This is a genomic window from Micromonospora chokoriensis, assembly GCF_900091505.1.
In the GTDB taxonomy this organism is placed as follows: Bacteria; Actinomycetota; Actinomycetes; order Mycobacteriales; family Micromonosporaceae; genus Micromonospora; species Micromonospora chokoriensis.
On sequence record NZ_LT607409.1, the window covers coordinates 6558185 to 6571782 of the forward strand.

General features: G+C 72.5%; 9 protein-coding genes. 1 reads left to right on the forward strand and 8 read right to left on the reverse strand.

What is annotated here, in order from left to right:
- Positions 1-27: 27 nt before the first annotated feature.
- The 8 genes from GA0070612_RS29720 to GA0070612_RS29755 form a co-directional block, all read right to left on the reverse strand.
- On the reverse strand, positions 28-1383 hold the full coding sequence (locus tag GA0070612_RS29720; RefSeq protein ID WP_088990923.1) for a hemolysin family protein: 1356 nt from the start codon (positions 1381-1383) through the stop codon (positions 28-30).
- 552 nt (positions 1384-1935) lie between these two features.
- Positions 1936-2265 (reverse strand): monovalent cation/H(+) antiporter subunit G, encoded by a 330-nt coding sequence (mnhG, locus tag GA0070612_RS29725; protein WP_088991858.1) that lies wholly within the window; start codon positions 2263-2265, stop codon positions 1936-1938.
- Positions 2265-2528 (reverse strand): monovalent cation/H+ antiporter complex subunit F, encoded by a 264-nt coding sequence (locus GA0070612_RS29730; RefSeq protein WP_088990924.1) that lies wholly within the window; start codon positions 2526-2528, stop codon positions 2265-2267. The genes mnhG and GA0070612_RS29730 overlap by 1 nt, the downstream gene beginning before the upstream one ends.
- Positions 2525-3121, reverse strand: coding sequence for a Na+/H+ antiporter subunit E (locus GA0070612_RS29735; protein WP_088990925.1), 597 nt, complete (start codon positions 3119-3121; stop codon positions 2525-2527). The genes GA0070612_RS29730 and GA0070612_RS29735 overlap by 4 nt, the downstream gene beginning before the upstream one ends.
- Positions 3118-4623 (reverse strand): Na+/H+ antiporter subunit D, encoded by a 1506-nt coding sequence (locus GA0070612_RS29740; RefSeq protein WP_088990926.1) that lies wholly within the window; start codon positions 4621-4623, stop codon positions 3118-3120. The genes GA0070612_RS29735 and GA0070612_RS29740 overlap by 4 nt, the downstream gene beginning before the upstream one ends.
- Positions 4623-5102 (reverse strand): Na(+)/H(+) antiporter subunit C, encoded by a 480-nt coding sequence (locus tag GA0070612_RS29745; RefSeq protein ID WP_088990927.1) that lies wholly within the window; start codon positions 5100-5102, stop codon positions 4623-4625. Before GA0070612_RS29745 ends, GA0070612_RS29740 begins: the two co-directional genes overlap by 1 nt.
- A gap of 173 nt (positions 5103-5275) precedes the next feature.
- Positions 5276-8110, reverse strand: coding sequence for a Na+/H+ antiporter subunit A (locus GA0070612_RS29750; protein WP_088990928.1), 2835 nt, complete (start codon positions 8108-8110; stop codon positions 5276-5278).
- Positions 8111-8378: 268 nt separating this feature from the next.
- Positions 8379-8765 (reverse strand): hypothetical protein, encoded by a 387-nt coding sequence (locus GA0070612_RS29755; protein ID WP_088990929.1) that lies wholly within the window; start codon positions 8763-8765, stop codon positions 8379-8381.
- A 144-nt stretch (positions 8766-8909) separates the two neighbouring features.
- Here GA0070612_RS29755 and GA0070612_RS29760 point away from each other — a divergent pair, with 144 nt between their 5' ends.
- A complete protein-coding gene (locus GA0070612_RS29760) occupies positions 8910-13598 on the forward strand; it encodes an ATP-dependent helicase (protein WP_408630522.1) in 4689 nt (1562 codons plus the stop codon).

Below are 13598 nucleotides of genomic sequence, written 5' to 3' on the forward strand. Positions count from 1 at the left end.
CGGGGCTCGCAAGCTCACTCCTCGCGCTCATGCGGACACCTCCGGCGTGGTCAGCTGCAACCGCACCGAGTCAGCCACATGCCGGTCCACGGCCAGCACCTCGACCAACGCGCGGGGCTCCGCCTCGTTGACCTCGCCGTCCGCGCCCTCCGGCAGCAGGCTGATCTCCAGCCGGTCACCGACCTCCGGCACCCGGCCCAACTCCCGCATCACCAAGCCGGACAGGGTGTCGTACTCCGGCGCCTCGGGCAGGGCGATGCCGGTGCTGTCGGCGACCTCGTCGATCCGCCAACGGGCCGGCACCACCCAGGACCCGTCGTCCTGGCGGGCGGGTGCCCGCTCCGGTGGGTCGTCCTCGTCCCGGATCGGGCCGACCAGCTCCTCGGCGATGTCCTCCAGGGTGATGACCCCGGCGAAGCCGCCGTACTCGTCGACCACGCAGGCCATCTGCCGGTGACCGGAGCGCAGGCGGTCCAGCACCGTGGGAAGGGGCAACGTCTCCGGCACGAGCAGCGGCGGCCCCGCCACCGCGCTCACCGGGGTGGTCGCCCGCTCCCCCGGGGGTACGCCGAGCACGTCGGCGATGCCGACGACGCCGATCAGGTCGTCGACACCCTCCGCACCGCGCACCGGGAAGCGGGAGTGGCCGGTGTCCAGCAGCTCGACCACCCGGCTGACCGGCTCGTGCGCCCGTACGGTGTGCACGTCGACCCGGGGCACCATGGCCTCCCCGGCGGTCAGCTCGCGGAAGTCCAGACCTCGGTCGAGCAGCGTGGACATCTCCGCGTCCAGGCTGCCCTCCTCGCGGGACTCGGCGATGATCTGCTCCAGGTCGGCCGGGGTGGCGCCGCTGGGCAACTCCTCGATGGGTTCGATGCCGACCCGGCGGAGCAGCCGGATCGACGCCCGGTCGAAGAGCCGGATCAGCGGCCCCGCGACGGCCAGGTAGACGAGGGTGGACCGGCTCAGCGCACGGGCCAACGACTCGGCGCGCGCGATGGCCAGGTTCTTCGGCGCCAGCTCACCGAGGACCATCTGCACGATGGTGGCGATGACCAGGGCCAACGCCACCGAGAGCGGCAGGGTGACCCCCTCGCTGACGCCCGCCACGCCGAGCAGGTCGGCGAGGCCGGCGCCCAGGTACGGCTCGGCGACGTAACCGACCAGCAGGGCGGTGACGGTGATGCCGAGTTGGGCGCCGGAGAGCATGAAGGAGAGCCGGCTGGTGACGGTCAGGGCCCGGGCAGCGGCCTGGTCGCCGTCATCAGCGAGCTGACGCAGCTTGCCCCGGTCCACGGCGACGTAGCCGAACTCCTGCGCCACGAAGTAACCCGTGGCGGCGGTGAGAACAACGATCAAGAGAAGACCGACGACGATCAACACGGGTCGCTCAGGGCTCCCGGGGTCGTCGGTACGGGAATATGCCGGGCACGACCCGGCTGGCTACTGCTGCCCTCCTGGGCAGAAGAGTCGATCATGCCGCCATTTTATCCGTCCCTGCTGAAGGGCCGCTGAGAGATGGTCGCGATGCTCGGCAGCCGGCCCCGGACTCCGCTCGGGGCCGGCTGACTGGTCGCTGCGGGGTCAGTACAACCAGTTGCACTCGGAGGTGCCGCCGCAGCGACGCCCCGTATCGAAGACGAAGTATCCGCCCCAGTAGAGGTCGACCTCCTTCTCGAACCTGTTCCCCCTCGTAGGCGTTCCCCGTCGTCAGTCTCGAGTAGGCCGACTGGATTCCGTAGTCCGCCAGGACGTTCGCCGCGGACGGGTAGCGCGCGTACGCGTCGGAGTGGATCACCTCCCGTTGTGAGGCGCACATCGTCACAGCTGTCGATTCGAGGCAGCAAGAGGCGTTCAGGCGCTGCCATAGCTACGTTGACATCTAGAGATCAAGAGGAGTGTGTGCCAAGGCCTGGTTCCCCGGGGGCGGGTGGGTCACCGGTCGGCCAGCTCGTCGGCGTCGAGCAGGCTCCGGTCGAGCCGCCCCGACCGGTACGCGGCCCGCCCGATCATCTGGGCCGCCACCGGCGCGGTGGCCAACTGGAAGACGGCCACCAGCAGGATCATGCCCAGATCCGCCGGGGACCGCAGTCGCAACCCGATGCCCAGCAGCAACAGCAGCACCCCGAGCACCTGCGGCTTGGTGGCCGCGTGCATCCGGGACAGCGCATCCGGGAAGCGCAGCACGCCGATCGCGGCGGCCAGGCCGAGCAACGCGCCGGCCACCAGGCAGAACGCGCCGAGCCAGTCCGCGATCGTCGCGATCACGGCTGCTCCCGGACCGCGAACCGGACCAGCGACACCGAGCCCACGAAGCCGAGCAGGGAGAGCACGACCAGCACCGGCAGTGTGGTGGCGTGCCGGTTGACCGCCGCCTCGGCGCCCACCGCGCCGACCATGGTGGCCAGCAGCATGTCCGCGGCGATCACCCGGTCCACCAGGGACGGACCGCGATAGAGGCGAATGAGCGCGAGCAGCGCCGTCACCGACAACAGAGCCGTGAGGACGACGGCCAGGAACGTGGTCACGGGCGGGTTCCCTTCTCGGACGTGCCGGTCTCGACGAGGCGCAGTTCGGCGGCGGAGCCCACCGCGCGGATGATCCGTCGTTCGACGGTGAGGGTGCGTTCCCGGGCCGCGTCCAGGTCCGCCGGCCGGTGGGTGTCCAACACGTGCAGGTAGAGCACGCCAGCGGCCCGGTCCACCTCGAGGATCAGCGTGCCCGGCACCAGTGAGACCGCCTCGGCGGTGAGCGCCAGGTTCAGGTCGCTGGACACCCGCAACCGGACCCCGATGATCGCCCCACGCGGCCGGCAGCCGGGCTGCACCGCGATCCGGGCGACGTGCAGGCTCGCGGTGACCAGCTCGACGACGAACCGGCCGGCGAACACCAGCAGCGCCCCGGGCCGCAGTCGGCCACCGAAGCTCACCGCCGGCAGCGGGTAGAAGACCAGCACCGCACCGCCCACCAGCAGGCCGCCGACCAGGTTCGCCCAGGTGACGTCCCCCCAGAGCAGGTTCCAGACCAGCACCAGCCACCCGAGCGCCACCACCTGGTCCCGCCAGCGCCCGAGCCGGCCGCGTCCGGACACCCCGGGGCCGGGTGCGTCCGGGCCGGTCACGGCTCACCGCCCGGAAGCACGGCACGCACATACGGGGTACGCAGCCGCAGGTCGGCCGCCGCGTCGGCGGTGACGTCGAAGAGCGGACCGGCCAACACCGTCAACACCAGCCCGAGCGCGACCAGGGCCACGGTGGCCCCGACCATCAGCTTCGGCAACTGGACGACGGGCTCACCGGTGGCCAGCCGGGGCGCGCGCCAGAAGGCGATGTTCCAGACCCGGGACGCCACGTAGAGGGTGAGCAGGCTGGTCACCGTGCCGGCGGCCACCAGCACCCCGGGCAGTGGCCCACCGGCCGCCACCCCGGCCTGGAGCAGACCGAGCTTGCCGAGGAACCCGGAGAACGGCGGCACCCCGGCAAGGTTCATGGCCGGGACGAAGAACAGCACACCGAGCAGCGGAGCCACCCGGGCCAGCCCGCCGATCCGACGCAGGTCGGTGCTGCCGGCGCGCTCCTCGACCAGACCGGCGACCAGGAACAGCGTGGTCTGGATGGTGATGTGGTGCACCACGTAGAAGATCGCGCCGGACAGCCCGGCGGCGGTGCTCAACGCCACCCCGAAGATCATGTAACCGATGTGGCTGACCAGGGTGAACGAGAAGAGCCGCTTCAGGTCGGACTGGGCCACCGCACCGAGGATGCCGACCACCATGGTCAGCCCGGCGACCACCATCAGCAGCGTGTCCGCCTGCCCACCGGGGAACAGCAACGTCTCGGTACGGATGATCGCGTACACGCCCACCTTGGTGAGCAGACCCGCGAAGACTGCGGTGACCGGGGCCGGCGCGGTGGGGTAGCTGTCCGGCAGCCAGGCCGACAACGGGAAGACCGCCGCCTTGATCGCGAAGGCCAGCAGCAACGTCAACTCCAGGGCCAGCCGGGCCCCGTCCGGCAGGTCGTCGAGGCGTTGGGCGAGCTGGGCGAGGTTGAGGGTGCCGGTGGCCGCGTACACCAGGCCCACCGCCGTCAGGAACATCATCGAGGAGAGGATGCTGACCACCACGTACGTCGACCCGGTCCGGATCCGCGTCTCGGTGCCGCCCAACGTGATCAACACGAAACTCGCCGCCAGCAGGATCTCGAAGCCGACGAAGAGGTTGAACAGGTCACCGGCCAGGAACGCGTTGGTCACGCCCGCGGTCAGCACCAGATACGTCGGGTGGAAGATCGACACCGGGGTGGACTCGCTCGTCTCACTGCGACCCTGACCGATCGAGTACAGCAGCACGCAGAGGGTCACCGCCGACGACACCACCACCATCAACGCGGCCAACTGGTCGGCGACCAGCACGATGCCGACCGGCGCCGGCCAACCGCCGACCGCCACCACCACCGGCCCGTGCCGGTACGCCTGCACCAGCAGCACCAACGCCACCACGAGCGTGCCGCCCAGGCAGAGCACGCTGATCGCCCGCTGAAGTCGGGGCCACCCGGCCAACAGCAGGGTCAACGCCGCACCGAACAGCGGCACCACCACCGGCAGCGGCACCAACGCGCCCATCACGCCTCGTCCCCGCGCCGCAGCCGACGACGGGCAGGCTCCGGATCGACCTGCTCCGGGTCACCGTTCGGCCCCTCGCCACCGTGGTCGACGGCACCCGCCTCGTTACGCCCGGCCCGGCGGATGATCTGCCGGTCCTCCAGGTCGTCGGGCACCTCGTCGTCACCGGACAGATACCAGCTGCGGTAGGCCACCGCGAGCAGGAACGCGGTGAACCCGAAGGTGATCACGATGGAGGTCAACACCATCGCCTGCGGCAGCGGGTCGCTCATCCGATCCACCGGACCGGTGCCGACGATCGGCGCCCCACCCGACCGCCCACCCAGCAGGATCAACAGGTTCACCCCGTTGCCGAGCAGGATCACACCCAGCAGGATCCGGGTCAGGCTGCGCTCCAACAGCAGGATCACCCCGCACCCGAACAGCACCGCGACGGCCAGCACCAGCACCAACGTCGGCCCAGCGTCGCTCGCGCTCACGGCGCCACCTCTGCTCGCGACTGCGGGGCTCGCAACACCGGCTCACTCCTCGCGCTCACGGCGCCACCTCTGCTCGCGACTGCGGGGCTCGCAAACCCGGCTCACTCCTCGCGCTCACCGTGCCCCTCCTGTTCGCGACTGCGGGGCTCGCAACACCGGCTCACTCCTCGCGCTCACGGCCGGTCCCCCTTGTCGACGGCCAGGCCACCGGTCGCCTCCCCGGTGGCCTCGATGTGCCGGTCCACCTCCGCGCCGAGGCTGCGAAGGATGTCCAGCACCAACCCGATCACGACCAGGTACACGCCGATGTCGAAGAAGAGAGACGTCACCAGGTGGGTGTCGCCGACCAGCGGCAGGGTCTGGTCGAGCCTGGCGCTCTCCAGCACCGCGCCACCGGCCAGCAACGCCACCACCCCACTGCCCGCCGACACGGCCAGCCCGGCACCGAGGATCGGGCCGGCGCCGATCGGAGCAGCCTCGGTCAACTCGTACCGGCCACCCGCCAGATACCGCACCACCAGGGCGAGACCCGCCACCAGACCACCGGCGAAACCACCGCCCGGCGCGTTGTGCCCGGAGAAGAGCAGGAAGAGGGAGAACAGCACAACGGTGTGGAAGATCAGCCGGATGACCACCTCCAACACGATGGAGCGGCGCTCCTCGTAGAGGGTGGGGCCACCGCGCAGCCACACCGACCGGCCGGACTCGCTCAGCCGCTGGTCCGACTCCGGACGGCGCGGACGCGGCCCGGTGCGGGACCGTTCGAAGATCAGGCTGGCCACCCCGGTCGCGGCCACCACCAGCACCGCCAACTCCCCCATGGTGTCCCAGGCCCGGATGTCGACCAGGGTCACGTTGACCACGTTGCGGCCGTACCCATGAATGACCGACAGGTCCGGGAAGACGGCGGAGATGTTCGGTGCCCGGCGGGCACCGGCGGCCATGAGGGCCAGCCCGGCGGCCACCACACCCACCGCCACCCCGATCAACCGGCGGACCCAACGGGTACGGCGCAGCGGGCGGGCCGAGAACCGCTCCGGCAGCCGACGCAGCACCAGCACGAAGACCGCTATCGTCGCGGTCTCCACCAGGAACTGGGTGAGCGCCAGGTCGGGTGCCCCGTGCAGCACGAACAGCATCGCGGTGCCGTAGCCGGTCATCCCCACCAGCAGCATCGCGGTCAGGCGGCGACGGGCGCCGACCGCCAGCACCGCGGCGACCGCGATCACCACGACGACCACCGGTTGCAGCGGGCTGTCCCAGAGCGGGAGCCGCGCCCGCCACGGGCCGGCGAAGAGCATCGCCGTGCCGGGCACCAACACGAGGGAGACCAGGATGACGCCCAGATACTGGGGCAGGGAACCCCGCTGGGTCGCGCCGGTGACCTCGATGGCCAGCCGGTCGAACCGACCCACGATCCACTCGTACCCCTGGTTGCCGCCCACCGGCGCGCGCAGCCGCGCCAGCACGGGGGCGAACGGCCCGCGCAGGGCGAAGAGCAGGCCACCGCCGACGAGCGCCACCACCGACAGACCGAGCGCCGGCGTCGGCCCGGACCAGAGCGCCAGGTGCGCGTGCACCCCACCGAGCAGATCGGCGTACGGACGCAGCAGGTCGTCCAGCACGCTCGCGGCCGGACCGGCGAGCAGACCTGTCCCGGCGAGCACCGCCGGCGGTACCAGCATCGACGCGGCGACCCGTCCCGGTCGGACCGGCTCCACACCCGGGCGGTCGGCGAACGCGCCCCAGAGGAAGCGTGCGCTGTACGCGACGGTGAGCACCGTCCCGGCCACCAGACCGGTGAGGAGCACCGGCTGATCGGTGAACGCCGCGAACACGGCCTCCTTGGACACGAAGCCGACCAGCGGCGGCACACCGGCCATCGATGCCGCGGCCAGCACCGCCACCACGAACAGCGGCCGGGACCAGCGCCGCAGCCCGGTCAACTCGCGCAGGTCACGGGTGCCGGCGCCGTGGTCGATGATGCCGACGACCAGGAACAGCGCCGCCTTGAACAGCGCGTGCGCCAGCAGCATCGCCACGCCGGCCAGGGCCGCGTCCGGGGTACCCGACCCGGTGACCGCGATCAGCAGACCGAGCTGGCTGACCGTCCCGTACGCCAGCAGCAGCTTCAGATCGGTCTGCCGCAGCGCCGCCCAACCGCCGACGAGCATCGTCGCCACGCCGGCGACCTGCACCACCGGCCGCCACGGGCCGACCGTGGCGAGCACCGGCGCGAGCAACCCCACCAGGTAGACGCCGCCCTTGACCATCGCGGCGGCGTGCAGGTAGGCGCTGACCGGCGTGGGGGCCGCCATCGCGACCGGCAGCCACGAGTTGAACGGCAGCACCGCCGACTTGGACAGCGCACCGGTCAGGATCAGCAGCACGGCCCCGACCAGGTACCCGCCGCCGGGCAGCGCGTGGGAGGTGATCTCCGACCACCGGTACGTGCCGGCGTGCTCACCCAGCATGATGAACCCGACCAGCATGGCGAGCCCGCCCAGCGTGGTGACCGTCAACGCCTGCGCCGCCGCCCACCTGCTGGAACGCCGTTCGGTGCTGTGCCCGATCAGCAGGTACGAGAAGATCGTGGTCAGCTCCCAACCGACGTAGAGCAGCAGCAGGTCGTCGGCGAACACCAGGACGAGCATCGCGCCGGCGAAGGCCACCAGGACCCCGGCGAACTGCGCCATCCCGGTGGAGCCGGTGCTGAAGTAGCGGGCGCTGTAGACCAGGACCAGCGCGCCGACGCCGCCGATCAGCAGTGTCATCAGCCAGGACAGCGTGGTGAGCCGTAGCGCGATGTCCAGACCCAACTGCTGGATCCACGGGTACGTCTCGACCACCGCCCCGCCGTCGGCGACGTCCGGGGTGCGCGCGACCGCCCAGCAGAACGCGGCGGCCGGCGCCAGCGCCAGCGGGTAGCAGGCGCTGGAACCCCACCACCGGACGAGCAGCGGTGCGGCGAGAGCCGCCGCGAGGTGGAGGACGAGCAGTACCAGCACCTGCGCTCCCGATCGAGGTGGCCGACGCCCGTGCAGCGGTGGCGCCTAGCAGCGATCAGACGCCAGTTCATCGCCCTTCGGGCGGTTTTGCCGGAATTAGTCCGCAGTCCACCGACCGGACCCCCGGCCCGAGGCCGTGCTGAACGGCGTCCCACAGTGCGGCCCAGCCGCGTCGATCATGGAGTTGTGGTGCCCGCTTTGCAGGGCAAAGACGCTTTTGTCACCCACCACAACTCCATGATCGACCCCGACTGGGGGTGGGGTGGGGTTAGTGCAGGAGGGCGTTGTTGAGGGGGTTGGTGTCGTCCGGGGTGGGGCGGTCGCGGTGCAGGTCGGCCAGCAGATCCAGGCGGCCGAGTTGGCGGGCGACCCGGTCGACGACCCGCTCGGCGACCGCCAACGACCGCACCGAGAGCAGTCGGCCACGGCTCTCGCGACGCAACACGAAGTAGTGGACGGCGACGCGGACCTGGCCGCGATCGGCGGCGCTCGCCTGGGCGGTGCAGCGGACCAACTCCCGCAGACAGCGGGCGAGGCGTTCGGCGAGCTCGAGCTCGGGGCCGTGCAGACCGCCACGGAGGGCGGCAAGATGACTGTCAACCTTGCGAATCAGCACGTCGGTGCCCGGTTCGACGGTGCGCTGCTCGCCGGCCATCAAATCCCCTCACCCCGGTTCGCGTTGCGAGTGAAGTTACTTTATGTTGCTCCTCAGAAGCAAGCAGTTAAGTGAGACTTAACGTATTAAGCGCACGTTCCACGCTTTTTGCTTTTGTCGGGCACATTCCGCGTCGGCTCGCTCGTGGATGTCGTACCGGCGGGGCACGATGGACCGGTGACCGGGGCAGACGCAGACACCGGCGCGGTGCTGGCCGGGTTCGGCGCGGCGACCCGCGCCTGGTTCGACGCCGCCTTCGCCGCGCCCACCGCCGCCCAGACCGGCGCCTGGCGGTCGATCGCCGCCGGCCGCAACGCCCTCGTGGTGGCACCCACCGGCTCGGGCAAGACGCTCGCGGCCTTCCTCTGGTCACTGGACCGACTGTCCCGTGAGCCAGCGCCGGCCGAGGCACGCCAGCGGTGCCGCGTGCTCTACGTGAGCCCGCTCAAGGCCCTCGCCGTCGACGTGGAGCGCAACCTGCGCGCACCCCTCGCCGGCATCCGCCAGGCGGCCACCCGGCTGGGGGTCGCGCCACCCGACATCACCGTCGGCATGCGCACCGGCGACACACCGGCCGACGAGCGACGGGCCTTCGCCCGCACCCCACCGGACATCCTCATCACCACACCCGAGTCGCTGTTCCTGCTGCTCACGTCCGCGGCCCGCGACTCGCTGCGCGGCGTCCAGACGGTGATCGTCGACGAGGTGCACGCGGTGGCCGGCAGCAAACGTGGCGCCCACCTCGCTCTCTCCCTCGAACGCCTCGACGAGCTGCTGCCCGCCCCGGCGCAACGCATCGGCCTCTCCGCCACCGTCCGGCCGATCGACGCCTGCGCGCAGTTCCTCGGCGGTGCCCGCCCGGTCGACGTGGTGCAGCCGGCCACCCCGAAGACCATCGAGGTCAGCGTCCAGGTCCCGGTGGAGGACATGACCCGCCTCGACGAGCAGGAGCAGCCACCGGAGGACGACCTCGGCGGCCCCGGGCCACGGCGCGCCTCGATCTGGCCGGCCGTCGAGGAACGGGTCTTCACCCTCATCGGGCAGCACCGCTCGACAATCGTCTTCACCAACTCCCGCCGCAGCGCCGAGCGCCTCTGCGCCCGGCTCAACGAGCTGGCCGCCGAAGAGGCGACCGAGGGCGCGAACGGCGTACCGAAAGGGTTGTCGGCCGACGACGACCTGGCGGTCGACCGCGACCCGGCGTCCGGGGCGCAGCGGTGGGGTGGGCCCGCGGGCCCGGTGCGCAACCGGCCACCGGCCGAGGTGACGGCCCAGTCCGGCGAGGCCACCGGCGCGGCGCCGGTGATCGCCCGCGCCCACCACGGCAGCGTCTCCCGCGAGGAGCGCAAGCACATCGAGGAGGCGCTCAAGTCCGGCCAGTTGCCGGCGGTGGTGGCCACCTCCAGCCTGGAGCTGGGCATCGACATGGGCGCGGTCGACCTGGTGGTGCAGATCGAGGCGCCACCGAGCGTGGCCGCCGGTCTGCAACGGGTCGGCCGGGCCGGGCACCAGGTGGGGGCGGTCTCCCGTGGGGTGGTCTTCCCGAAGCACCGCGGCGACCTGCTGTCCTGCGCGGTGGTCGCCGAGCGGATGACCGACGGCGCGATCGAGGAGCTGCACTACCCGCGCAACCCCCTGGACGTGCTGGCCCAGCAGATCGTCGCGATGGTGGCGTTGGAGCCGTGGCCGCTCGGCGACCTGGCCGTGCTGGTCCGCCGGGCCGCGCCCTTCGCCGAGCTGCCCGACTCCGCGTTGCACGCCGTTCTGGACATGCTCTCCGGCCGCTACCCGTCCACCGCGTTCGCCGAGCTCCGTCCCCGACTGGTGTGGGACCGGGCCACCGACCTGCTCACCGGCCGCCCCGGCGCGCAGCGACTCGCGGTCACCAGCGGCGGCACCATCCCGGACCGGGGCCTGTTCGGGGTCTTCCTGGCCGGCGCGGAGCGGGCCGCCCGCGTCGGTGAGCTGGACGAGGAGATGGTCTACGAGTCGCGGGTCGGCGACGTCTTCCTGCTCGGCTCCTCCTCCTGGCGCATCGAGGAGATCACGCCGGACCGGGTGCTGGTCTCGCCCGCCCCCGGTCAGGCCGCGCGGATGCCGTTCTGGAAGGGCGACCAGCTGGGCCGACCGGTGGAGCTGGGCCGGGCCATCGGCGCCCGGGTGCGCACCCTGCTGCGGCAGAGCGACGAGGCGGCGCTGGCCGCGCTGCGCGAGGGCGGCCTGGACGACTGGGCCGCCGGCAACCTGATGGCCTACCTGCGCGACCAGCGCGAGGCCACCCGCTCGCTGCCCGACGACCGGACGATCGTGGTCGAACGGTTCCGCGACGAGCTGGGCGACTGGCGGCTCGCCGTGCACAGTGTCCTCGGCGCCCGGGTCAACGGCCCCTGGGCGCTCGCCGTCGGCCGTCGGCTGGCCGAGCGGTACGGGGTGGACGCCCAGGTGATGCCCTCCGACGACGGCATCGTGGTGCGCCTACCGGACACCGCCGACGAGCCACCCGGCGCCGACGTGGTGGTCTTCGAGCCGGACGAGATCGCCCAGCTCGTCGAGGAGTCGGTCGGCACCTCGGCGCTCTTCGCCGCCCGTTTCCGGGAGTGCGCCGCCCGGTCGCTGCTGCTGCCCCGCCGCGACCCGCGCCGCCGCCAACCGCTCTGGCAGCAGCGACAACGCGCCGCCCAACTGCTCGACGTCGCCCGCGAGTACGCTGACTTCCCGGTCACCCTGGAGGCCGCTCGGGAGTGCCTCCAGGACGTCTTCGACCAGCCCGCGCTGGCCGGGCTGATGCGTGACCTGGCCAACCGCAAGGTGCGGCTGGTCGAGGTCGAGACCAGCGCGCCGTCCCCGTTCGCCCGGTCGCTGCTCTTCGGTTACGTCGGCGCGTTCCTCTACGAGGGCGACGCGCCACTCGCCGAGCGTCGCGCCGCCGCGCTCGCCCTGGACTCCACGCTCCTCGGCGAGCTGCTCGGCAGGGTCGACCTGCGCGAGCTGCTCGACCCGGCGGTGCTCACCGAGACCGATCGGCAGCTGCGGTGGCTGACCGAGCAACGCCGCCCCCGCGACGCCGAGGACGTCGTCGAGCTGCTGCGGGTTCTCGGTGACCTGAGCGATGCCGAGTTGACCGAGCGGGGGGTGCCGGAGGCCTGGCTGACCGAGCTGGAGGCGACCCGCCGGGTGCTGCGCGTCCGGATCGCCGCTGAGCAGCGCTGGGTGGGCGTCGAGGACGCCGCCCGGCTGCGCGACGCCCTCGGCGTGGCGTTGCCGGTCGGGGTGGCCGAGGCGTACCTCGCCCCGGTGGCCGATCCGCTCGGCGACCTGGTGGCCCGCTACGCCCGCACCCACGGGCCCTTCGCGGCAGCCAGTTGCGCAGCCCGCTTCGGGCTCGGCGTGTTCGTCGTCGAGCAGGCGTTACGCCGGCTCGGCGCGACCGGACGGGTGGTCTCCGGGGAGTTCACCCCGGACTCGGCCGGTGCCCAGTGGTGCGACGCCGAGGTGCTGCGGATGCTGCGCCGCCGCTCGCTCGCGGCGCTGCGCCGGGAGATCGAGCCGGTGCCGCCCCGGGCGCTCGCCACCTTCCTGCCCCGCTGGCAGCAGGTCGGCTCCTCCGGCCGAGGTGTGGAGGCGCTCGCCGCGACGGTGGAGCAGTTGCAGGGCGCGGCGGTGCCGGCGTCCGCCCTGGAGCGGCTGGTGCTGCCCGGTCGGGTCGCCGACTACTCCCCCGCCCAGCTCGACGAGCTGTGCGCCAGCGGGGAGGTGCTGTGGGCGGGTTCCGGCGCGATCTCCGGGGGTGACGGCTGGGTGACCCTCGCGTACGCGGATGCCGCACCGCTGCTGCTCCCGCCGCCGGACGAGGCGTTGACCCGTACCCCGTTGCACGACGCGGTGCTCGACGCGCTCGGCGACGGGCAGGCGCTGTTCTTCCGGGCGTTGGCCGACCGGGTCGGGTCGACCGACGACGCCGCGCTGACCACGGTGATCTGGGACCTGGTCTGGGCCGGGCACCTCACCAACGACACCCTCGCCCCGCTGCGCGCAGTGCTCGGCGCGGGCGGTGCGCACCGCTCGCGGCCGTCCGCGCCACGCACCCGTTACCGGCGTCCGGGTCGGGTGGCACTGCCCAGCCGGAGTGGCCCGCCGACCGTCGCCGGTCGGTGGTCTCGCCTGCCGGAGCGGGACGTCGACCCCACCCGACGGGCCGCCGCGCTCGCCGACGTCCTGTTGGAACGACACGGGGTGGTCACCCGAGGCGCGGTGATGGCCGAGCAGGTGGTCGGCGGTTTCTCGGCGGTCTACCCGGTGCTGTCGGCCCTGGAGGAGCGTGGCGCGGCCCGCCGGGGTTACTTCGTCGAAGGGCTGGGCGCGGCGCAGTTCGCGGTGCCGGGCGCGGTGGACCGGCTCCGCGCGTTGGCCGACCCCACCGACGGCGCACGGGGCCGGGGCGCACCGGCCAGCGTGCTCGCCGCCACCGACCCCGCCAACCCGTACGGCGCGGCGCTTCCCTGGCCGGACCGGGTGCTCGACTCCGGCGACGGGGCCGCCCCGGCGACCGGGCACCGGGCCGGCCGCAAGGCCGGTGCGCTGGTGGTGCAGGTCGGCGGTGACCTCGTCCTCTACGTGGAACGTGGCGGCCGGACGCTGCTCTCCTTCAGCGACGACGCCGACGCGCTCGCCGCGGCCGGCAAGGCGCTCGCCGATGCCGTCCACTCGGGCGCGTTGGGCGCGATGTCGGTGGAGCGGGCCGACGGCGAGGCGGTGCACTCCTCACCGCTGCGCGACGCGCTGACCGCCGCCGGTTTCCGGGCCACCCCCCGTGGTCTGCGCCTGCGCGGCTGA

What these genes read in the sequence shown, in the direction of transcription:
- GA0070612_RS29740 (WP_088990926.1), bottom strand. Translation starts at nt 4,623, where the DNA reads ATGGGCGCGTTGGTGCCGCTGCCGGTGGTGGTGCCGCTGTTCGGTGCG.
- GA0070612_RS29755 (WP_088990929.1), bottom strand. Translation starts at nt 8,765, where the DNA reads ATGGCCGGCGAGCAGCGCACCGTCGAACCGGGCACCGACGTGCTGATT.